At 60.4% G+C, this 21,519-nt stretch carries 20 protein-coding genes and 6 pseudogenes; 16 read left to right on the top strand and 10 right to left on the bottom strand.

Translation table 11 applies throughout. The features are described from left to right. Positions 1-19 precede the first annotated feature (19 nt). Positions 20-1,188: pseudogene (locus ACEE23_RS04425) on the top strand (IS3 family transposase). Between the two features lie 30 nt (positions 1,189-1,218). Here the strand turns inward: ACEE23_RS04425 and ACEE23_RS04420 are convergent. Then, positions 1,219-1,347 (bottom strand): annotated as a pseudogene (locus tag ACEE23_RS04420) (recombinase family protein); the annotation flags it as partial. A gap of 226 nt (positions 1,348-1,573) precedes the next feature. On the opposite strand from ACEE23_RS04420, the gene ACEE23_RS04415 reads away from it, so the two are divergent. From ACEE23_RS04415 to ACEE23_RS04405, 3 genes are read left to right on the top strand one after another with little or no spacing between them, the layout of a single operon-like run. Beyond that, positions 1,574-1,963 carry an ArsR/SmtB family transcription factor gene (locus ACEE23_RS04415; RefSeq protein WP_448871310.1) on the top strand — a complete coding sequence of 130 codons (390 nt, stop codon included), beginning with the start codon at positions 1,574-1,576 and terminating at the stop codon, positions 1,961-1,963. Further along, positions 1,953-2,837, top strand: coding sequence for a permease (locus tag ACEE23_RS04410; RefSeq protein ID WP_448871363.1), 885 nt, complete (start codon positions 1,953-1,955; stop codon positions 2,835-2,837). The genes ACEE23_RS04415 and ACEE23_RS04410 overlap by 11 nt, the downstream gene beginning before the upstream one ends. A 32-nt stretch (positions 2,838-2,869) precedes the next feature. Then, the gene (locus ACEE23_RS04405; protein WP_169833256.1) at positions 2,870-3,007 is read left to right on the top strand and encodes a hypothetical protein; all 138 of its coding nucleotides are present in this window, start codon (positions 2,870-2,872) and stop codon (positions 3,005-3,007) included. A gap of 119 nt (positions 3,008-3,126) precedes the next feature. On the opposite strand, the gene ACEE23_RS04400 is transcribed toward ACEE23_RS04405, so the two are convergent. Further along, a complete protein-coding gene (locus tag ACEE23_RS04400) occupies positions 3,127-3,546 on the bottom strand; it encodes an arsenate-mycothiol transferase ArsC (RefSeq protein ID WP_448871313.1) in 420 nt (139 codons plus the stop codon). After that, complete coding sequence (gene arsB, locus ACEE23_RS04395; RefSeq protein WP_448871315.1) at positions 3,543-4,661, bottom strand: ACR3 family arsenite efflux transporter; 1,119 nt, start codon at positions 4,659-4,661, stop codon at positions 3,543-3,545. Before arsB ends, ACEE23_RS04400 begins: the two co-directional genes overlap by 4 nt. An 86-nt stretch (positions 4,662-4,747) precedes the next feature. Here arsB and ACEE23_RS04390 point away from each other — a divergent pair, with 86 nt between their 5' ends. The 4 genes from ACEE23_RS04390 (at position 4,748) to ACEE23_RS04375 (ending at position 7,215) form a co-directional block, all read left to right on the top strand. Then, positions 4,748-5,095: a metalloregulator ArsR/SmtB family transcription factor gene (locus ACEE23_RS04390; RefSeq protein WP_368520591.1), complete on the top strand. Its 348-nt coding sequence runs from the start codon at positions 4,748-4,750 to the stop codon at positions 5,093-5,095. Between the two features lie 33 nt (positions 5,096-5,128). Then, positions 5,129-6,124 (top strand): ArsO family NAD(P)H-dependent flavin-containing monooxygenase, encoded by a 996-nt coding sequence (locus tag ACEE23_RS04385; protein WP_368521443.1) that lies wholly within the window; start codon positions 5,129-5,131, stop codon positions 6,122-6,124. Positions 6,125-6,743: 619 nt separating this feature from the next. Further along, a complete protein-coding gene (locus tag ACEE23_RS04380) occupies positions 6,744-6,974 on the top strand; it encodes a hypothetical protein (RefSeq protein ID WP_368520592.1) in 231 nt (76 codons plus the stop codon). A 13-nt stretch (positions 6,975-6,987) separates the two neighbouring features. Continuing rightward, a complete protein-coding gene (locus ACEE23_RS04375) occupies positions 6,988-7,215 on the top strand; it encodes a 3'-5' exonuclease (protein ID WP_052292422.1) in 228 nt (75 codons plus the stop codon). On the opposite strand, the gene ACEE23_RS04370 is transcribed toward ACEE23_RS04375, so the two are convergent. Both ACEE23_RS04370 and ACEE23_RS04365 read right to left on the bottom strand, forming a co-directional pair. Next, a complete protein-coding gene (locus tag ACEE23_RS04370) occupies positions 7,193-8,674 on the bottom strand; it encodes a multicopper oxidase domain-containing protein (RefSeq protein WP_448871318.1) in 1,482 nt (493 codons plus the stop codon). The two genes, ACEE23_RS04375 and ACEE23_RS04370, sit on opposite strands and share 23 nt — an antisense overlap. 71 nt (positions 8,675-8,745) lie before the next feature. Further along, positions 8,746-9,321, bottom strand: coding sequence for a CueP family metal-binding protein (locus tag ACEE23_RS04365; protein WP_368521441.1), 576 nt, complete (start codon positions 9,319-9,321; stop codon positions 8,746-8,748). Positions 9,322-9,725: 404 nt separating this feature from the next. Here ACEE23_RS04365 and ACEE23_RS04360 point away from each other — a divergent pair, with 404 nt between their 5' ends. The 6 genes and pseudogenes from ACEE23_RS04360 to ACEE23_RS04335 all read left to right on the top strand — a co-directional run. After that, positions 9,726-10,448 carry a response regulator transcription factor gene (locus tag ACEE23_RS04360; protein WP_448871320.1) on the top strand — a complete coding sequence of 241 codons (723 nt, stop codon included), beginning with the start codon at positions 9,726-9,728 and terminating at the stop codon, positions 10,446-10,448. Beyond that, the gene (locus tag ACEE23_RS04355) at positions 10,445-11,572 is read left to right on the top strand and encodes a sensor histidine kinase (RefSeq protein ID WP_368521718.1); all 1,128 of its coding nucleotides are present in this window, start codon (positions 10,445-10,447) and stop codon (positions 11,570-11,572) included. The genes ACEE23_RS04360 and ACEE23_RS04355 overlap by 4 nt, the downstream gene beginning before the upstream one ends. A 111-nt stretch (positions 11,573-11,683) precedes the next feature. Continuing rightward, entirely contained in the window at positions 11,684-12,010 is a 327-nt protein-coding gene (locus ACEE23_RS04350; protein ID WP_238801655.1) for a heavy-metal-associated domain-containing protein, read from the top strand. A gap of 51 nt (positions 12,011-12,061) precedes the next feature. Beyond that, complete coding sequence (locus ACEE23_RS04345; RefSeq protein WP_368521717.1) at positions 12,062-14,296, top strand: copper-translocating P-type ATPase; 2,235 nt, start codon at positions 12,062-12,064, stop codon at positions 14,294-14,296. A gap of 47 nt (positions 14,297-14,343) precedes the next feature. Next, positions 14,344-14,958 (top strand): YdhK family protein, encoded by a 615-nt coding sequence (locus ACEE23_RS04340; protein ID WP_046453122.1) that lies wholly within the window; start codon positions 14,344-14,346, stop codon positions 14,956-14,958. A 224-nt stretch (positions 14,959-15,182) separates the two neighbouring features. Further along, a pseudogene (locus ACEE23_RS04335) lies at positions 15,183-15,683 on the top strand (IS6 family transposase); the annotation flags it as partial. A 202-nt stretch (positions 15,684-15,885) separates the two neighbouring features. Here ACEE23_RS04335 and ACEE23_RS04330 read toward each other — a convergent pair. Together ACEE23_RS04330 and cmtR are read right to left on the bottom strand one after the other, a co-directional pair. After that, on the bottom strand, positions 15,886-16,524 hold the full coding sequence (locus ACEE23_RS04330) for a cadmium resistance transporter (protein WP_197418401.1): 639 nt from the start codon (positions 16,522-16,524) through the stop codon (positions 15,886-15,888). Continuing rightward, positions 16,482-16,841: a Cd(II)/Pb(II)-sensing metalloregulatory transcriptional regulator CmtR gene (gene cmtR / locus ACEE23_RS04325; RefSeq protein WP_035106074.1), complete on the bottom strand. Its 360-nt coding sequence runs from the start codon at positions 16,839-16,841 to the stop codon at positions 16,482-16,484. The genes ACEE23_RS04330 and cmtR overlap by 43 nt, the downstream gene beginning before the upstream one ends. Before the next feature lie 350 nt (positions 16,842-17,191). Here cmtR and ACEE23_RS04320 point away from each other — a divergent pair. Next, positions 17,192-17,458: pseudogene (locus ACEE23_RS04320) on the top strand (recombinase family protein); the annotation flags it as partial. Between the two features lie 23 nt (positions 17,459-17,481). Here ACEE23_RS04320 and ACEE23_RS04315 read toward each other — a convergent pair. Next, a pseudogene (locus ACEE23_RS04315) lies at positions 17,482-18,482 on the bottom strand (IS3 family transposase); the annotation flags it as partial. A gap of 389 nt (positions 18,483-18,871) precedes the next feature. Between ACEE23_RS04315 and ACEE23_RS04310 the strand changes: the two are divergent. Continuing rightward, positions 18,872-19,840: a DUF6414 family protein gene (locus ACEE23_RS04310; RefSeq protein WP_368521716.1), complete on the top strand. Its 969-nt coding sequence runs from the start codon at positions 18,872-18,874 to the stop codon at positions 19,838-19,840. 41 nt (positions 19,841-19,881) lie between these two features. On the opposite strand, the pseudogene ACEE23_RS04305 reads toward ACEE23_RS04310, so the two are convergent. Together ACEE23_RS04305 and ACEE23_RS04300 are read right to left on the bottom strand one after the other, a co-directional pair. After that, positions 19,882-20,238 (bottom strand): annotated as a pseudogene (locus ACEE23_RS04305) (type IIL restriction-modification enzyme MmeI); the annotation flags it as partial. A gap of 39 nt (positions 20,239-20,277) precedes the next feature. Beyond that, positions 20,278-21,515 (bottom strand): IS3 family transposase gene (locus ACEE23_RS04300; RefSeq protein ID WP_368521645.1). Its coding sequence is split into 2 segments (ribosomal slippage): positions 20,278-21,188 and positions 21,188-21,515, totalling 1,239 coding nucleotides; the frame shifts between segments, so codons are not numbered across the junction. Positions 21,516-21,519: the final 4 nt, after the last annotated feature.

The following is a 21,519-nucleotide window of genomic DNA, read 5'->3' as shown; positions in this document are numbered from 1 at the left end:
GGTCCATCAGGTCATCGAAATGGTCCGCTTGGAGTCCTGCTCACTACAACGCGCCTACGAGGAAGTCGGTGAGCTCCTCGATGCATCACGCCACACATTGCGGGCGTGGTACCGCGACAGCGCCTCTACACGAGACGGCCGCAAAGCGCCGGATAGCGAAACAATGGAAGAAGAACTTGGGGCGCCTGCGTCGAGAAAACCGCGAACTGAAACGAGCAAACGGGATTCTCAAGACTACTTCAGCTTTTCGCAGCGGAACTCGACCGACCCACGACCACATGATCTCTTACATCGACGCGTATAAAGATCAGTTTGGGGCCTGGGGCCATCTGCAGAGCGCTTCGACAATCAGATCGTGGATTCATCACCTCACGCGGCTACCGAAAAGCCACCACACGTGTTCCCAGTGCGAGAGCGTTAAGCGATAGCCTGCTTATCCCAGAGATTCAACGCGTGCATGCTAAGAATTTTTCGGTCTACGGTATCCGCACAATGTGGCACGCGATGAACCGTGAAGGCTTTCATATCGGTCGTGACAAGACCACACGTCTGATGAAGCTAGCAGGTGTTTCCGGCCGCAGACGCGGGCGAACTCCGGTCACCACGATCAGCCCGAAGACACCGGATCATCGCCCGGATCTTGTACAACGAGACTTCCGTGCACAAGCACCAGGCAGGCTTTGGGTTGCTGATATTACTTACGTTCGCACCCTGTCAGGATTCGCCTACACCGCGTTTGTTGTGGATGTCTTCAATAGAAAAATTGTTGGTGTTGCGACACGCTCGACGATGCGTACCGATGCGCTGCCCATGGAGGCATTGGAACATGCGTTAACGACTGCAGGACGAATCCATGGAAACCAGCTGGCACACCATAGCGATCGGGGCAGCCAGTACGTGTCACTGAAGTGTTCCACCGCGCTAGCGGAATCCGGAATCCGCCCGAGTGTCGGAATAGTCGGCGACTCCTACGACAACGCATTGACGGAGACAGTCAACGGACTCTACAAAGCTGAACTCATTCACGCCCAAGGCCCGTGGACATCGGTGGGGGAAGTCGAACTAGCCACCTTGCGGTGAGTGCATTGGTGGAACACCAAGAGACTTCACGAAGCATTGGACTACACCACCCCACAAGAAATAGAAACCGAGTATTGTCTCACCCAGCCGATCAGCACAGGGCCGTAAAAGAAGCGGAACTAAACCCAGGACGCTTCAGTTGGTGGTGGATCCGGATTTCTTATCAACGTAAATGTATTTGCTGGCAATACCTTCCTGGCGCAGAGCGTCGATCTGTCGGTCAAGATCCTGTTTCGCGGTCGACACCCGAGCGTAGCCAGTATCCATAACCAGAATAGTGCCGGAAGTCTATTCTGTAGCGGACATTATGGGACATGGTTGTGGCATGACTTGTGGGAAATACTCCTCCTGGGACTGTGTATTTTCAATCCATTGTCATTGATGGTGTCCCACTTCCTTGAAAGTGAGGCGTTCGGGAAAGGCCGGAAGGGGCCCCTTTCCGACGTTTAAACCATCGCTTGAAATACAAGTACTCGCTTGTTAACATCGGAGTGTGCTTACAGAGATTTCCTTATCCATCCCCGCGTCGGATCTCAGTCCCGCCGAGCGGGCCCAGTTACTCGTACCCACACTGTCCGCGCTGTCGGATGAAAACCGGTTGACGATCCTGCTCACCTTGGCGGAGAAGTCGATGACCAACCGCCAGCTCCATGAGGCCACCGGGATGAGTCAGGCATTGGTTAGCCATCATCTGGCTGCTCTACGCAAGGCCGGACTGGTGGACTCGGAGCCGACGGGTCGTGCCACGCTGAATTCGGTGTGTTGTGCTCAGCTGGCTGATCCGGTGCGCTGGCTGGCGCACCTGGCGACGTTGACGCCGGAGGGACAACGCGCCTGCTGCACGGACACCTCCCTGAGAAACGAGGTCGTTGATGCTGATTAGCGCGCTCGGCACGTTCGCTACCCTCCTGGTCGAACTGCTCCTGCTGTTTCTGGTGATATCCTATGCGGTCGCGTTGATCAACCGGCGCTTCGGCCCGGAGCGGTTGCAGAGCTGGATGGCTGGTGGAGCGGTTCCCGGTCAGGTCAAGGGACTGGCATTGGGGGCGATCACTCCGTTTTGTTCCTGTTCGACGATCCCGATGTTTGTCAGCATGCTCAAAGCCGGGGTGGCCTTTCGTACCACCGTGACCTACCTGATCGCTTCGCCGCTGCTCAACCCGGTTATCGTCGGCGGGATCTGGCTGACCCTTTCCTGGCAGGTCGCGATCAGCTACGCGGTGATCATGGTGCTGCTGGCGCTGGGAGCACCCTGGGCCTGGACCGCGCTGGGCATGGAAGACCAGCTGCGCAAGGTCAAGGTCAAGGGCGGGCACCAGCTGGACGGGACCCCGTGGCGTGGAATCAAACAAGAAACCCCGGCAGCGATCCGTCAGGCATGGGACGACCTTCGCCCCATGCGACTTCCGATGATCATCGGCGTGACCATCGGTGCATTCATCTACGGGGTCGTGCCCGAAGACGGCCTGAGATTTATGGCCGGTGGAAACGTCTGGTGGCTGATTCCACTGGCTGCGGTGATCGGTATCCCGCTGTATGTCCGACTGGAGACGATGCTGCCGGTCGCCCTGGCTTTATCGGGTGCCGGGGTGGCCATCGGCCCGATCTTCGCGATGATGATCGGCGGGGCGGGGGCCTCGCCACCGGAAATCTCGATGTTGGCGGCAGTGTTCAAGCCGAAACTGTTGGCCACCTTCGTGATCACCATTCTGCTGGCGGCCATGCTGGCCGGCTACGCGATGACGATCATCCTCTAAACCACGTACCCCTACCGAAAGGACACACTCTCATGGGTTTCAAGGACCTGTTTACCAAGAAAAACTCCACCTCCGACTGCTGCGGGGTCGAGATCGTCGCCGACGACGACACCGACACCACTGAGACCACCAGTGACCAGGAGGAGCAGCACCCGCAGGCTACGTCCTAACCCGACACATCCGGTCTCTACCAGCGTGTCTGGCTCTCGGACGAGGAGCTGACAGCCGGTGCAGACACCAACGACCCCGCGTGACAATCGCGCGGGGTCGTTGATGTGGGGTGGGGTGATTAGTTCTCAAGCAGCTCGGCGATGAGCCTGCGTACCCGGGTGTCGATGTCGTCACGGACCAGGCGCATGCGCTCGATCCCCTCGATACCGCGCGTGGACGGCTCGTCAGTCACCCACCGCTCGCACGTACCGCGGGCACCGTCGGGTAGCTCCAGCTGGGCATCACCTCCCAGGATGATCACGCGGTCGACCTCGCGCAACAGCTGTGGATCTACACCCTTAGGGTGGCCTGCGGACATGTCGGCGCCGGCCTCTGCGATGACCTCGACGGATTGGGTGTTGAGCTTCGTGCCGGGTGTCGTGCCGGCGGAGTGGATCTCGATCCGGTCACCGGCGTGCTTAGCGGCCAGGGCTGCGGCCATCTGGGACTTTCCGCCGTTGCCGACGCAGACGAACAGAACTGTTGGGTGGGTGCTCATGAGGTGAAGGTCTCCTTCTCGGATACAGCAGCCTGCGAGGACGGTGTCGAGGATACGGGTAGGGTCGGATCCTGGGGGAAGAGTTTCGGTCCCAGCCACCGCATGGTGTAGACTAGGCCGACAAGCACCGGGATTTCGATTAACGGGCCGATCGTGCCGGCTAGCGCCTGTGCGGAGGTCGCCCCGAAGGTGCCGATAGCCACGGCGATAGCCAGCTCGAAGTTATTGCCCGCGGCCGTAAACGACACAGACGCCGACTGAGCGTAATTCATTCCCGACGCCTTCGTCGCAATCAGTGCGATGGCGAACATGCCGACGAAGTAAGCCAACAGCGGCACAGCCACGCGGGCCACGGTCCACGGCTGGGAGGTAATCTGCTCGCCCTGCAGGGAAAACAGCAGCACGATGGTATAGAGCAGGCCGCTCAGTGCCAGCGGGGAGATCTTCGGCAGGTAGGTGTTTTCGTACCAGGCACGGCCCTTGGTTTTTTCACCGATGATCCGGGAGGCCATTCCGGTGGCCAGCGGGATGCCAAGGAATACGAGCACGGAAACCACGATCGACCAGAAGGAAAATTCGGCCGAGGTAGTCTCCAGGCCCAGCCAGGCCGGCAGGACCTGGAGGTAGAACCAGCCGAGTACGCTGAGCATGATGACTTGGAACACCGAGTTGATCGCCACCAGGACGGCCGTGGCCTCCCGGTCACCACATGACAGATCACTCCAGACGAGCACCATCGCAATACACCGAGCCAGGCCGACGATGATCAACCCGGTGCGCAGTTCCGGCTGATCTGGCAGGAAGATCCAGGCCAAGGCAAACATGAAAGCCGGACCGACCAGCCAGTTGAGGACGATGGACACCGTCATCAGGCGTTTATCGGCGGCGATCTCGACGGCCTTGTCGTAGCGAACCTTCGCCAGCGGCGGATACATCATCACCAGGAGGCCAAGCGCTATCGGCAGGGAAATCCCACCGACCTCCAGAGCGCCCAAGGCGTCACCAATACCGGGGACCACCCGTCCGATGAGTAGGCCAGCGGCCATGGCGAGAATGATCCAGACCGGCAGGAAGCGGTCCAAAATCGTCATGCGTGGGCGGTTATCAACATTCATATTCATACGAGCCTTTCACAATATTGACAAGCATCAATACAAAAAGTAGCCTTTATATTGAAGGTTGTCAATATAGGATGGTTGGTATGACATTCTCGCAGACTCTCCCGCTGGCGGACTTGTCCGCCTGTTGCTCACTGGGTGCTGGCCCCTTGACCAGTGGTGAGGCCGAGCGCTACGCCACGTTGTTCAAGGTGTTGGCCGATCCTGCCCGCCTGCGTTTGCTATCGCAGTTAGCGGCCGAAGGCTGCGGCCCGGCCAGCGTCGGGGAGCTGACAGAGACGTCGGGGTTGAGTCAGCCGACCGTGTCGCACCACCTGAAGCGGTTGACCGAGGCCGGGTTATTGGACAAGGTCCGGGTCGGTCGGACGGTGACCCATCAGGTGCGCCCGGAGCTGTTCGCGGAGCTGCGCACCGTGTTGCAGATGGACTGACCCACCACCGACGAGAAGGAGACGATCACACACGTGACCAGCAAACACTTCGAGGCGATCATTATTGGCGGTGGCCAGGCGGGCCTGTCCACCGCCTACTACCTGCTGCGAGCAGGCGTGGACGCCTTGGTCCTCGACGATCAAGAGGGTGCCGGTGGGGCGTGGCGGCATGTGTGGCCGTCGATGACGTTGTTTTCCACCGCAGAGTTTTCCAGCCTGCCGGGCAAGCCCATGCCAGCCTACGAGGGGTTCCCACCGTCGGACCATGTCATCGACTACCTTGCTGACTATGAGCAGCGCTACCGGATCCCCGTCGAGCGCCCCGTGCACGTGGACCGCGTCGACCGGGAGGATGGAGGCTACCGCCTCTACGCCGGTGATCGATCGTGGACGGCTCCCCATGTCGTAGCCGCCACCGGTACCTGGTCTACTCCCTTCGTCCCGGCATACCCGGGATTGTTTACCGGCACGCAGTGGCATTCGGCAAACTATCCCGGGGTGGGCCCCTTCCGGGGGTCGACCGTGGCTGTGGTGGGGGCGGCGAACTCCGCCGCGCAGATCGCCGCCGAACTCACCGGTGTTGCCGAAGTCACCTGGTATACCCGCCATCCACCACGGTGGATGCCCGATGAGGTCGACGGGCGGGTGCTGTTTCGCCGGAACCGGCAACGCGCCCTGGCCGTCCAGCGCGGCGAGACCGATCCGGGGGCCGACTCGGAGCTCGGCGACATTGTCGTGCTGCCTGAGGTGCGCGCTGCCCGCGACGCCGGATGGTTGGCGGCGACGCCGATGTTTAACTCCCTCAACGAAGTACGGGCCGATCATCTGATCTGGTGTACCGGGTTTCGGCCGTCCCTCGGGCCGGTGCGCCGGCTCCTGGACGGCACGACCCCAAAATACCCGGGCCTGCACCTGGTCGGTTACGGCGACTGGACCGGCCCCGGATCCGCCACGCTCACCGGGGTAGGCCCCTACGCCAAGCAGACCGCCCGGACCATCGCGGACTCATTTGGCATGACCGTCAAGTAATCTCCGCCTGGCCGGTAACCCCGAGGTATACGCTGTGGGTCAGAGATTTTCCTATATCCGTGTCTTCAGTGCCGACCAGAACCTGGCCCGCCAGCGCGAGATGATCGGCACCGTAGATAAGGAGTTTCTCGAAAGCTCTCTGCCCGCTCCCGCGCTGACAGATCAGGCTTGGAGCGCTGCGTCGACTACCTGCGGATCACGACGAGCTGATCGTGGCGTCCGGCTCGCCTGGCCCTTGGTGTACGGGCCTGAACCCCGGAAAGTGGACACGTCGGGGGTTAGCTATGCTCCTTTGGTCAGTGTAGCGTATGTGAGTGCTTCAAAGCTCTGCTGATGCTGCGTTCAGCGAGAGGTCCTCATTGTTCTCATAGAGAGCCACAGCATCGCGTTTGAACTGTTCGGAGTACCTGGACATGATGGTAGATTACCTTTCTTCCTAGCCCGACTAGGCTGGATAGCAGGTGTCCACCTAAAAGGGGTCAGGTCCGTTACGAATTGTTAAAGGGTAATCATGAAAAACTACGCCAGCTTTTTTGAGTACACTGCACAGCCGGCAAGCGATCAGCACATCCTTGAGATCGAAGACAAGCTTGGCAAAAAGCTACCTGGTGATTAGAATATGCTGCTTTCAGAAACTGGAGGCGGCATCCTCAACCTAGAAAAGTCTTTCCTTACAGATATTTCCTTGCCTGATGGGGACACCTTGGAGATCGTTGTTGAAAGCATCTTCGGCAACGGCACAGCAAGCAATGGCTCTCATGTTGATTTGATTTGTGGCTATCCACGATTTGCGGGTAACCCCACAGTGTGGCTATCCAAAGAAATCCACGTTGTTTGCAGTGTTCGATAGCGTTTAGGCGGGCATGTCGGTCTTTGCGGTCATTGATACCGAAACCACCGGCTTTAACAAGCGCTACGACCGCATCATTGAACTTGCTGCCGTGCGCGCTGACGCATACTTCAATCCCGTCGACTCCTGGCACACATTGCTCAACCCTGACACCAAAGCCGTGTCCACTACTCGGGGGGACACCCCGCCCACCTCGGCACTCAACCCTGCTGTGGGGGTTACTCGTAGCGAAGCGAGCTGAGCATCCCGGTTTCCATGTGATAGGCGTTATGGCAGTGAAATGCCCACTCACCGGGGTTGTCAGCGATCAGGTCGGCGATCATGGTTTCACCGTGGCGGAGAAGGACGGTGTCCTTGCGTAGCCCGCCGCTGCCGGGCAGCGCCCACGTGTGGCCGTGGATGTGCATGGGATGGGGCATCATGGTCCTGTTGCGCATGACCATCCGCAGGCGCTGGCCCCCCTGCACGGTCGCGGAGGAGGATTGGCCGTCGGTGAGAATGCTCCATTCATACGGCATCATCTGCCCGCCCAGGTCGATGCTGACTTCTCGGTCTGGTGTGTCCTCGGGCAGGAGTGCACGGTCTGCTGGCTTCAGGGAGGACAGAAGCAGTCCGGTGGACGACAACTCGGGGAAGTCGACATCGGGGTGGGGGACCTGGCCGCCGGCGGTGCGGATGACGGCGAAGGCGCGGTCGTCCTTACCCACCGTCAAAGCCGTGAGCGGGAAGATGCCGTCGCCGAGGATGACCTCGACGTCGACACGCTCGCCCATCGACAGGTAGATCGATTCGGTCTCCCGGGGCTGGACAGGGAAGCCGTCGGTGTGGGTGACGGTCATGCGGTGACCACCGAGGGCCACCTTGAAGATGGTGTCACCGCCGGAGTTGATAAACCGCAGGCGGGCCTTGTCGCCCGGGCGAGCCTCGAAGGTCCGGTGAGCACGGGGGATACGTCCGTTGATGAGGTAGTGCGGATACATCACATCGCCGGCATCCCCGCCCAGTACCCGGTCCGGGGTGCCGTGCATCATATGGCCGTGACCTCCCATCCCCTCCTTCCCGTTATGGTCGCCCGAACCCATTCCGGTGAGCTTGTCGAGCTCATCGTCGGGAGTGCCCTGAATGCCATCGACCCAGTCGTCGAGCACGATGGTCCACTCGACGTCCTGGTCCTCAGCGTCTTGCGGATCACGGACGATCAGTGGGGCGTGGAGGCCGCGATCAAGCTGCAGGCCGGAGTGGGAATGGTAGAAGTAGGTGCCACCGTGGGGGACTTCAAAAACATAGGAGAAAGACTCGCCAGGTTCAATGGGGTCCTGGGTCATGCCGGGCACACCGTCGGCTGCATTGTGGAGTGCGATGCCATGCCAGTGGATGGAGGTGCTCTCAGGCAGTTCATTGATGATATCGACCTGGAGGACGTCGCCGGCGGTGGCCTCAATGGCCGCATCCCCGGTGTCAGAGACGTATCCCCACGTCTTGGCTTCGATACCGCCGATATCTAGAGAGAGGGGCCGGGCGGTCAGTGTCCGGCGCACCGTTGGCTCACCGAGCGCAGTGGGGGTGGGAGTGGGGCGAAGAGAGGAACCTGGTGCCGAGGCAGCGGGTCCAGGGTCGCTGGTGCAGGCGGCCACGGCCCCGGTGCCGGCGAGGACGAGCCCGCCGAGCAGAAACTGTCGTCGGGAAAATCCGTTCATCATGATTTAACCTTCCTTGGTGTTAGATTTCAGTGACACGGGAGACAGGCGCAGGTGAGGACCCTGCTGAGCCATCACGTCAGGTGCAGGTCTGTGACACAGGTGGCACCGTCGTCGGCGGTGGAAAACTCCACGGTGCCGGTACGCCCCTGGTAGCTGACCTCAATCAGGCCGGTGGCATCATCGGGAAGCCAGAAGCCAATAAACCCGTTGTCGAAGGTGGTTGTCGCCTCGTCCACCAGCACCTCACCGTTCACCTCATCGGTGATCGTGACCTGGATATCCTCATTGTCGAGTTCCCCCAGGCAGGTCGTGAGGCTGTGGTAGAAGCAGTCGTGGGTGGAGGTGAGATAGGGTGCGATCGAGACATACGTCTGATTGTCGGGAAGATCGACCACGACTTCCTGGTCATCGCTCGAGAGCAGCAGTTCATCGGCACGCACTGAAGCGATCAGATCCGTGGGACGCTCAGTGACCTTCTGCCGGTCGAGGTGATCAATGATCTCCACCGCGTCCATGGCGGCCAGGCCATGGGTAGCCAGGAATGTATCCTGGGACACCGTCCCGTCGGCGGTGGGTTCCGGGTCGGCGGCCGAACACCCCGTGAGGGCGAGGGCAAGGGCGGCGGCTGCGAACGCTGCTCGTTTCACGTCAATCTCCTTGAATCATGGTAAGACCGTGAGAAGACACCGCCTCAAGGTCGATGCCATACCTTTATTTAGCACGGGTGCCTGACGGACTAGAAATCAAAAACCCTGCTCACGGCCTTATAACAGGGCGAAAAAGGGGTGAATTCGGTGGGCTGGGTCACCACCAGGACACCACCCCACAACCGTGGGCGATGTCCTTCTACCCGCCCCGAGTATGCGGTGCAGGCAGTGAAATCCCTGGTGGCGCCTGCTGAACCGACCAGGGGAGGCGATGCCGCCGGCCCGGGGTGGGGCACAGGGGTGACGGCGGTCGAAGGGTGATGTTTGAAGATTTGATGAAGATTTCCCCGCCGGGCACTGAGCGAGGGTGGTATTCCCCTCTGGCCGGAGCGATACTGGGGTCCATGGCTAACCGCACACCGACCACCGCCACACCCCCGGGGCGGGTGCTGGTCGTCGATGATGAACAACCCCTGGCTCAGATGGTGGCCTCCTACCTCATCCGGGCCGGCTTCGATACCCGCCAGGCGCACACCGGCACCCAGGCCGTGGACGAGGCCCGTCGCTTTTCCCCCGATGTTGTGGTGCTGGATCTAGGGCTGCCCGAACTCGACGGCCTGGAGGTGTGCCGACGGATCCGCACCTTCTCGGACTGCTACATCCTCATGCTCACCGCGCGTGGCAGCGAGGACGATAAGATCAGCGGATTGACCTTGGGGGCGGATGACTACATCACCAAACCTTTTAGCATCCGGGAACTGGTGACCCGGGTGCATGCGGTGCTGCGCCGCCCACGCACCAGCACCACCCCACCGCAGGTGACCACCCCCTTGATCGTCGGTGACCTCATCCTTGACCCCGTCGCCCATCAGGTGCGGGTGGGGGAGACGACCGTGGAGCTCACCCGCACGGAGTTCGAGCTGCTGGTTGCCCTGGCCCTGCGCCCCGGCCAGGTGCTGACCCGCCACGACCTGGTCACCGAGGTCTGGGACACCACCTGGGTCGGTGATGAACGCATCGTCGATGTCCACATCGGCAACTTGCGTCGCAAGCTCGGCACCGACACCCAGGGCCGGGGGTTTATCGACACCGTGCGTGGCGTGGGCTACCGGGTGGGGCTGCCATGAATCACGGACCCGGCCTGACCTTCCGCTTCCTGGCCGCCCAGGTGTTGGTCGTGGTGATTAGCCTGCTGGTGGCCGCGGCCGTGGCCACGATGGTGGGCCCGACCCTATTCCATGATCATATGTTGATGACCGGCCGGGAGGACCCCTCGCTGGAGCTGTTCCATGCCGAGCAGGCCTACCGGGGCGCCAACCTGATCACCCTGGTCGTCGCCCTGCCCACCGCCTTGATCAGCGCCCTGCTGGCCAGCCTGTGGCTATCGCGTCGTCTGCGCACCCCCCTGCAGAATCTCACCCGCGCCGCTACCAGCCTGACGGCCGGCAACTCCCGTATCCGCGTGCCCACCGGAAAAGCAGGCCCCGAGGTCACCACCCTGGCGCATGCCTTCAACACCATGGCCGACCGGCTGGAACACACCGAACAGGTCCGCCGCCAGATGCTCTCTGATCTGGCCCACGAAATGGGCACCCCCTTATCGGTGCTCACGGTCTACCTCGATGGTCTCCAGGACGGGGTCGTGGACTGGAATAATGCCACCCACACGATCATGGCTGACCAACTCACCCGCCTGACCCGGTTGATGGAAGACATCGACGATGTCTCCCGGGCCCAGGAACGCCGGATCGATTTGGACCTGGCGGAGGAAGGGCTCGGGGATCTGCTCCATACCGCCGCTGCTGCCGCGGGGGAAGCTTATGCTGACAAAGGCGTCGATTTACAGGTCGAGACCATTACAGACACCGCCCGGGTGTTCGTGGACCGGCAACGCTTCGGCCAGGTGATAAGCAATCTGCTGTCGAACGCGCTACGGCACACCCCGGCTGGCGGGCAGGTCCGGATCAGCGTCCACCGACAGGGGGCGTCCACCGCGCTCATCCACGTCGCCGATGACGGCGAGGGCATCCCACCTGACCAGCTCAGACACATCTTCGAACGCTTCTACCGGGGGGATGCCGCCCGCAGCCGGGACGACGGCGGGTCCGGTATCGGTCTGACCATCTCCAAGGCATTGATCGAGGCCCACGGTGGCACTCTCACCGCCACCTCCCCCGGACCCGGTCGCGGAGCGGTGTTTGCCCTCCGCCTCCCGCTGTCCCCTCCCGACAGTGAGGAGGCTGCTCGATGACCACACCCTGCGCCGCGTGAGAGCCGCGCCCCCACCCATTGAAAATATACCCCCGGGGGGTATACGCTAGAGTGACATCACCGCATCCCACCGACTCGTAGGAGCTTTCCCATGATCACCTCCCCGCCCCGCCTCTTGCCGATGGCCTCCCACGGCTGCAGCTGTTGCGGACCTGCCTCACGTGCCGACACCGCCTCCATCCCTGCCGCCAGCGACTCGTCAGCAGGAGGGTCCTCCCCTAGCTACCAGGTCACCGGCCTGACCTGCGGGCACTGCGCGAAAAGCGTGACCCAGGCCCTTCAGACCCTCCCCCAGGTCGACGACGTCCAGATTGATCTCGCTGCTGGTGGTGTTTCCACCGTCACGGTCACCGGTGTCGTACCTCCGGAGATGGTTCGCCGGGCCATCGAGGAGGCCGGCTACACCGTCTTATCCTGATCGGTTTTACCCATCATCTCGACCCCGACCGGGTTGAGCGAAAGGAACGTCATGAGCACTCCCCACCATTCCGGTGATCACCATGGTGATCACCCCGCTCCGGAAACAGACCACACCCACCACCCGGATCATGCCAGCCATGAACACCACGCAGATGCCGACTCCCACGGCCAGGCGATGCCCCACGATCACCCTCACTCCGCCCTGGACGAAGACCACCACGTTCATGGTCACGGCGAACACGCCGGACACAGCACCGCAATGTTTCGGGGCCGCTTCTGGTGGTCGCTGATTCTGTCCATTCCCGTCGTTATTTTCAGTCCCATGGTCGCCCACCTGCTCGGCTACCACCTCCCGGCATTCCCTGGTTCCACCTGGATCCCCCCGGTGCTGGGCACGATCATCTTCGTCTACGGCGGAATGCCTTTCCTCAAGGGCGGATGGAAAGAACTGAAATCCCGCCAACCCGGGATGATGCTCCTGATCGCCATGGCCATCACCGTGGCGTTTGTGGCCTCCTGGGTCACCACTCTGGGGCTGGGCGGTTTTGAGCTGGACTTCTGGTGGGAGCTGGCCCTGCTGGTGACCATCATGCTGCTGGGGCACTGGCTGGAGATGCGCGCTCTCGGGGCCGCGTCCTCCGCGCTTGACGCGCTGGCTGCCCTGCTGCCGGATGAGGCCGAGAAAGTCATCGACGGGACTACCCGCACCGTGGCCATCTCCGAGCTGGTCGTCGACGACGTCGTGCTGGTGAGGGCCGGTGCCCGAGTGCCGGCCGACGGAACCATCCTCGACGGAGCCGCCGAATTCGATGAGGCGATGATCACTGGCGAATCCCGTCCCGTCTTCCGCGACACCGGTGACAAGGTGGTCGCCGGTACCGTGGCCACCGACAACACCGTCCGCATCCGGGTGGAGGCTACCGGCGGGGACACCGCCCTGGCCGGGATCCAACGCATGGTTGCCGACGCCCAGGAGTCCTCCTCCCGGGCCCAGGCCCTGGCGGATCGGGCGGCAGCGTTGTTGTTCTGGTTCGCGCTGATCTCCGCTCTGATCACCGCGGTGGTGTGGACCACCATCGGCAGCCCAGACGATGCCGTGGTGCGCACGGTTACGGTGCTAGTCATCGCCTGTCCGCACGCCCTGGGCCTGGCGATTCCTCTGGTCATTGCGATCTCCAGCGAGCGGGCCGCGAAATCCGGGGTGCTCATCAAGGACCGGATGGCGCTCGAGCGGATGCGCACCATCGACGTGGTGCTCTTCGACAAAACCGGCACCCTGACCGAGGGTGCGCACGCGGTCACCGGTGTCGCCCCGGTGCCCGGTACTTCGGAAGGGCACCTGCTGGCCCTGGCCGCCGCCGCCGAGGCCGATAGTGAACACCCCGTGGCCCGCGCCATCGTGGCTGCCGCGGCCGCACACCCGGAGGCCTCACGCCGCCCACTGCGCGCAACCGGTTTCACCGCCGCCTCCGGCCGCGGGGTCCGGGCCACTGTCGATGGCGCTGAGATCCTCGTGGGTGGGCCGAACATGCTGCGCGAGTTCAACCTCACCACCCCGGCCGAGCTCACCGACACCACCAGCGCCTGGACCGGGCGTGGGGCCGGCGTGCTCCATATTGTCCGCGACGGTCAGATCATCGGTGCCGTGGCCGTCGAGGACAAGATCCGCCCCGAATCCCGCGCCGCCGTCAAAGCCCTGCAGGACCGCGGGGTGAAGGTCGCGATGATCACCGGTGACGCGCAGCAGGTGGCCCAGGCAGTGAGCAAGGACCTGGGGATCGATGAAGTCTTCGCCGAGGTCCTGCCCCAGGACAAGGACACCAAGGTCACCCAGTTACAGGAGCGTGGCCTGAGCGTGGCCATGGTCGGTGATGGTGTCAATGACGCCCCCGCTCTGACCCGCGCGGAGGTCGGTATCGCCATCGGTGCCGGCACGGATGTGGCCATGGAATCTGCCGGGGTGGTTTTAGCCAGTGATGACCCGCGGGCAGTGCTGTCGATGATTGAGCTGTCCCAGGCCAGCTACCGCAAGATGATCCAGAACCTGATCTGGGCCTCTGGCTACAACATCCTCGCCGTGCCGCTGGCCGCCGGAGTGCTCGCCTCGATCGGGTTCGTGCTGTCCCCGGCCGTGGGCGCGATCTTGATGTCTGCCTCGACCATCGTGGTGGCCCTGAACGCCCAGCTGTTGCGCCGCATTGATCTGGAGCCGGCTCACCTGGCTCCGACCGACGGGAAGGAAGAACACAGTGAGTCGATATCCCCCGTAACCGTTACTGACTGACCTTGTCCCTCGACTCCTAACTCACACCACCTTTGAAAGGAACACTCATGAAACGCAGCATTACCCTCGCCGCCTTGGTACTGACCTCCACCCTGGCGCTGACCGCCTGCAGCGACGCCGCCGACAACTCCGACGATGCCGACACCACCAGCACCACGACGGCAACCGCAGAGACCCACGAGACCCACCAGGAAGACTCCACCACTGCCGACGAAGAGCACGGCGGGCACGACCACCCTGCCGACGGCGGGGCACCGCCGGCAGGCATTGAAGAGGCCGAGGATCCCACGTACCCGGTGGGCACCGAGGTCATCCTCACCGCTGACCACATGCCCGGCATGGATGGGGCCACCGCCACCATTTCCGGGGCGTTTGATACCACGACCTATTCGGTCAGCTACACCCCCACCGAGGGTGGGGCCCCGGTTACCGACCACCGCTGGGTCGTCCATGAGGAGCTCGTCGATCCGGGTCAGGCCCCCCTGCCCGACGGGGCGAGCGTTGTCCTAGATGCCGAGCACATGTCCGGCATGAAGGGTGCTGAGGCCACCATCGATTACTCCACCGAGGAGACGGTCTACATGGTTGATATCACCGTCGACGGGATGACGATGACCAACCACAAGTGGGTCACCGAGAGCGAGATCCAACCCGCCGAATAGTCCACCCACCCTGAACCGCGAGACCAGACAAGGCACCCGCTCCAAGGTCGGTCATCAATCGCTGCCGACCATGCCACAGCACACCAGCCACACACGGAACCTGCACGCCCACAGGGCCCACGCTGAGGTAGGCCTTCTGTGTCACTGCTTCTCTTAGTCAGGGGAAATATGCCCTGGAATGACCCTGGTGACAGGAGTTCATTCCAGGGCTTTGTCTCTGCCCACAGGCCAGTTCCTGGCGGGTGGATGAAACCTATATCCGGGTCGGCGGCAGGTGGTGCTACCTCTATCGGGGGATCGCCGCCGGTGGCCAGACCCTGGACTTTTTACCTCTCTCCGAAGCGGAACGTGGCCGCAGCGAAGCGTTTCCTGGCCAAGGCCGTCAGATCCAATGCGTCAGCCGGGTATCCCAGAGTGATCAACACAGATAAAGCACCCTCCCTAGCCAGGGCAATCGCCGAGTGGAAGTCCGAGGGAATCTGCCCGCCAACAGCGGAACACCGGCAGGTGAAATACCTCAACAACATCCTGGAAGGCGACCATGGTCGGCTGAAGCGGATCCTCGGGCCGAAAGGCGCGTTTAAGAACCGGACATCTGCATATCGGACGTTGAAAGGGATGGAGGCGATGCACTCCTTGCGGAAAGGGCAAGGCACGATGTTTGCCCTCACGGGCAACCGAACCCAGACGCGGTGATCGTCAATCGAGTCTTCGAGACGGCCTAACAACGCCCACACGCAGCGGTCATCAGGGGATGAGAAACTGAGTCTTCGCTGCTCTCCGCCCAACTTTGCAACAGCACCCTCCAAGAACGATTCAAGGGCCTGGCCCCGATGCAGTATCGGAACCAGGCCCCCGCAAAGACCCTAACCATTTAGAATTAACCCAGTCCAGAAAATGGGGGTCAGTTCACTCGGGATGGGCTTATTAGAGGCCGAAGGCGCCGCCGCTGATGAGGATGAAGATGCCCAGGCCGATCAGGACGATCGGGAACAGCACGTGCTCCCAGCGCTCAAGGACTTCTGCGATGGGCGGGCGGGTGGCCACGAACTTTGCCAGCAGGACCAGGCCTGCCACCAGGACGAGGAAAACGATGCAGTAGATGATGACGTCGGCAGTGTCCACGTTGAGGAAGACCGGAACGTAGACGCCGATATTGTCGCCACCGTTGGCAAACGTCACACCGGCGACGGTCATCACACCCACCTTTTTCCCGGCGATCTTCGCATCATCATCGTCGTCATCATCGCTTCGCCAAGCCTGCCAGGCCGCCCATAGTCCCAGGGCCAGGGGAATTAGTCCGAAGTACGGGATCGCCTCAGCAGGTAGGAATGCTCCTGCCCCCAGCATGACCAGGACTGCGGCCGCGAGGATGCCCATGAAGCCGAGGTACTGCCCAGCCAGAATCCGAAGCGTGGTCCCTTTTTGCCCCGCCCCGCGGGCAAAAAACAGCGAGAGCACAATGATGTCGTCGATATTGGTGGCGATAAACAGACCAATCGCCGACAGTAGACCGGTTACCACTACGCACTCTCCTGTCCAGTGACACACCCAGGTACGGCGCATCCGGCGTCGATGCATTCGACGTTGTCATCGACGGCCAGGGTGGTATCCAGCAACGCGTTCAACGCCTGCGCCAGATGAGCATCAACGATCTCGTAGCGGGTCTGTCGCCCCTGCGGTTCGGCGACAACAATTCCGCAGTCCCTCAGGCAAGCGAGATGGTTCGACACGTTCGAGCGCGTCAGTTCCAGATCCTGGGCGAGAGCGGCCGGGTAGGCCGGTCCCTCCAGCAGCGCCAGGAGAATGCGGGAACGAGTCGGATCCGCCATGGCCCGACCCAACCGGTTCATCACGTCTAGTCGAGAAGCAATAGTCAGCATGTGCTGAACTATACAGTTGTTGCTGAACTAACTTCAACATGGGATGGCGTTGTTGCTAGAGGTCGTCTGCACTTTCAGGCTGAGGCCTTCACTGCGCAGGAAGGAAGCGGCCGCCTAGTTGGCGGTGTTCCCGACGTGATTTAAAGGTGAGGGCTATTGCCGGCAGCTTCCGGCCCAGGCCAGTGGCGGCCCACGTACCGATCAGGGTGTCCCACTTCCAAGGAAGTGAGACACCCTTAATGAAACCAATTGAAAATACACAGCCCCAGGAGAGGACTGTTCCACAAGCTATTCCAACGAATTGACTCGCAAAACCTGCTGCAGAATAGACTTCCGGCACGCTGTGGGTCATGGATATTGGTAACGCCCGGGTTTCCACCGCAAAACAAGACCTCGACCGTCAGATCGACGCGCTCCGTAAAGAAGATGTTGCGGATAAATACATCTACGTCGACAAGAAATCCGGATCCACCACGAATCGGCCCGGACTCCAGCAAGCCCGCGCGGGAGATGTCATTGTCGTCCACACCCTCGACCGGCTGGGCCGCACCGTCCGTGACACTCTCAACCTGATCCATGACCTTCAGGAGCGTGGGGTAGGGGTGCGCACTGAAGCGTCCTGGGTTTAGTTCCGCTTCTTTTACGGCCCTGTGTTGATGGGCTGGGTGAGATAGTACTCGGTTTCTACTTCCTGTGGGGTAGCGTAGTCCAAAGCTTCATGAAGCCGCTTGGTGTTCCACCAATGCACCCACCGCAAGGTGGCCAATTCGACTTCTCCGACCGACGTCCACGGGCCCCGGGCATGAATCAGTTCAGCCTTGTAGAGACCATTGACTGTTTCGGCTAGAGCATTGTCATAAGAATCGCCGACTGTTCCCACACTCGGACGGATTCCGGATTCCGCTAGCGCAGTGGAATACTTCAGTGACACATACTGGCTGCCCCGATCACTATGGTGAATTAACTGGTTTCCATGGATTCGTCCTGCAGTCGTTAACGCATGCTCCAAAGCCTCCATGGGCAGCGCATCGGTACGCATCGTCGAGCGTGTAGCAACACCAACAATTTTTCGGCTGAATACATCCACGACAAACGCGGTATAGGCGAATCCTGACAGGGTGCGAACGTAGGTAATGTCGGCAACCCACAACCTGCCTGGTGCCTGCGCACGGAAGTTTCGGCACACAAGGTCCGGGCGATGATCCGGTGTCTTCGGGCTAATCGTTGTCACAGGGGTTCGCCCACGTCGGCGGCCGGAAACACCTGCTAGCTTCATCAGTCGTGCAGTCTTATCGCGGCCGATATGAAAGCCTTCACGGTTCATCGCGTGCCACATTTTGCGGATGCCGTAGACCGAGAAATTCTCCGCATGCACACGCTGTATCTCTGGGATAAGCAGGCTATCGCTTAAGGTCCTTGCGCTGGGAACACGAGTGGTCGCCTTGCGGTAGCCACGAGAGGTGATGAATCCACGATCTGCCTGTTTTAGAACTCTGCAGATGGCCTCGACCCCAAACTGATCTTTGTACGCGTCGATGTAGGAGATCATTTGGTCGTGGGTCGGTCGAGTTCCGCTGCGAAAAAAGCCGAAGCTGTCTTAAGAATCCCGTTTGCTCGTTTTAGTTCGCGGTTTTCACGGCGCTGAAGCGTCCTGGGTTTAGTTCCGCTTCTTCTACTACCCCGTATTGACGGGCTGGGTGCGATGGTACTCGATTTCTACTTCCTGCGGGGTGGCGTAGTCCAACGCTTCGTGAAGACGCTTGGTGTTTTACCAATGCACCCACCGCAAGGTCGCCAACTCAACTTCCCCCACTGACGTCCACGGGCCTTGGGGGTAGTAGAAGAAGCGGAACTAAACCCAGGACGCTTCATAAGACATCTGATGATCTTCATTGTCAGACCCCAGAGGGCGAGTGAATTGGGGAACGGTTTCTGCCCTCACTGCGTTTCTAAAAAAGCAGGCCTTCCCCATGTGATAGGCCTAGTACATGGATAGTCATCCCCCACATCTCACCCCCTCCCTCCCAACTGTGGTCATTTACCAAAACGCAGATTTCGTCTCTGGCATCATCCAAGAGATTTACAAAGCAGGACTACTGGAAGCTACCGAGTTCGAAAACAATTCGACCACAGGGAAAGGCGACGGGTCCGAGAAACAGGCCGCAATTGCCGCAAAAGCTAACGTGTTTCCCTGGCTAATCAACCTCGGTGCACAAGGGAGCTATACACACTCTCAATCAAATAGTGAGGAAGTCGCTACAACCCGCCACCAAAAATTCGTTTATTCCCAAGAATTTTTTCTAGACCAAGCCCGATCCGAACTTCGACGGCAGGAGCTAATAACTCGGGTAGAAAACTCAGAAAGCGCCTCGGAACTCCAAGTGGGAGATTTTATTGAATTTGAGGCTAGCTTTGAAGCTAACGAGGCTAACGCCATCCTCGATATCCTTACCCCTGAGTTAACTGCGGCTATAACTCGATATATCCACCGCTCCAAAGGGCTTGAAGAGATAGACACCCTTAGAGAGCAAGCTTCTAATGCAGATACCCAGATCCCAGTAGAGAAAATCAGCGGTATTAGAGAAATCTATGACGCTAGGGCGGAGAACCAGGCGGCACTTGCAGCAGACATTACCTCTGCTATAAGAATGGATTTCCGCGGTTCCGAAACTAAAGAATTCTATGCCTCAATTGGGGCAGGCCAACACTCGCTGACCGCTGTTACCGTCTGCGAAAAGGAGTATTTCAAATCCAAAGATTTCGATCGGCTACTAGATGGAAGATTTACCGTTCTGGGCAAAGTCATTTCCCCTATTCGAGAGAATGTCCCAATCCTGGAGAGAAACAAACTGCTTAGCCGACTGCAGGTGGAAGCTCTAGATGAAATCCTCCGCCCTTTAGCCGAAGAGGCAGACACTCACCAACTGCTGGATCTCGATTTCAAGACAAGTGTAGAAGGACCTTCAATCACCGTATTGCCTATCGCTATCTATGTATAAACCCCCAAGCGTCTCATTTAAATCCCCGTCAAACTAGATAATTAACCTCTTATAAGCCGCGCATAGTTGGCGAACAGAATCTCTAGGCGTTGGCGCTCCGAAGTGAGCTTGCGAGGCGCTCCCATTGCTTTATCCACTTCCCGGTCGAGCACGTCATGCGCCTTCACCAGTTGTGGTGCCATGGCCAGCGGGTTATAGTGCTCAGCTAGCGAGCGCTCTGGATGTAATGCCCGCGCATCGAGGACTTTCTGCCCAGCCTTGATGATGCGCTTCTAAGTAGCTTCATCGAGTTCTGGGACAGGGAATGTATTCCACGTCAGGGTGCTGGAGAAACGATAATCCGATTTGATTCTTCCGCCTACAGTTCTTTGCCAAATGATGAACATCGATGAAGAAATGAAGGGCCCGAACCCCGGAAAGTGGACACGGGGATTTAATTAAGATGCGATAGTAAGTGTAGCTGATCCGGTGGCTTCGAAGGCGTTCGGCGAGCGGTAGCCGCACCACGAGTGCAAGCGCGTGGTGTTGTAGTGCGTGCACCACCGGAACACGTCCCGACGACATGCGAGCTGACTTGGGAAAACGGACTCGTCCTGGAGGACTTCCCGTTTCAGCGTGGCGTTGAACGACTCCGCCAACGAGTTGTCCGCGCTCGTTTCGATTGCTCCCATCGACTGGGTGACACCGAATCGTTCACACAGCTTCCGGTATCGCCCAGAGGTATAGACGCTGCCATGATCGGAGTGGAAAATCGCCCCGTCAAGGTTGCCTCGGACCCCGTGGGCCATCGTGAGAGCTTCTTCGACCAACTCCGTGCGCATGTGGTCAGCGATCGCGAAACCGGTCAACTGCCGCGAATAGCAGTCGATGACGGTGGCCAGGTACATATTCGACCCGTCCGCGATCGGCAGGTACGTGATATCGCCGACGTAGATGGTGTTCGGTTTCTCCGCGATGAACCGGCGTTTCAGCAGGTCGGGCACCTTCGGAGCCCGTTTCGCAGACACGGTGGTCTTCACCCGGCGTTTTTTGGTGTAGCCGAACAGGCCCATCTGGCGCATCAACCTGGCGGTGCGCTTGTGATTGAAAAGGTCGTCGTTGGCTGGATCGGAATTGATGGCCGCCGTCACGCGTTTCGCCCCGTAACAACCGTTCTCGGCCGTGAACACGGCCTTGATCCTCGCTCCCAGCACCGCGTCGTCAAGGACGCGTCGCCGACGGGCAGAAGCAGCTGATTTCCATTTGTAATACGAGGACCGGTTGATCTTCAAAACCTCACATAACCGCTTGACCTCGTAGAGGCCTCGGTTGTCATCAACGAACCGGAAGCGGTTCACCAGTTCGTCTCTTCCGCGAAATATTTGGCCGCCTTGCGGAGGATCTCTCGTTCCTCCCGGAGCTTGGCGTTTTCGCGTTCCAGCACGCGGATGCGTTCGGCGTCGGAGAGTCCTTCAGCAGGCGTGCGTGCGCTGTTGGCTGCGGCAATGGGGCTGGCGACTTTTTCACCGTTGGCGTTGGTCTTGGTGCCGGTGCCGAAGGCGTCGAGCCAGGTGCGCAGGGAGTTGCGGTTGACCCCGAGATCGGAGGCGATCGCGTTGAGCGTTGCTCCGGGGGTCGACTCGTACAACGAGACTGCGTCGCGCTTGAACTGCTCGGTGTAGGTCTTGCGTGGCATGGTG

This window comes from Corynebacterium sp. 32222D000AT (assembly GCF_053546955.1).
This window is presented reverse-complemented; position numbering and strand designations above follow the sequence as displayed.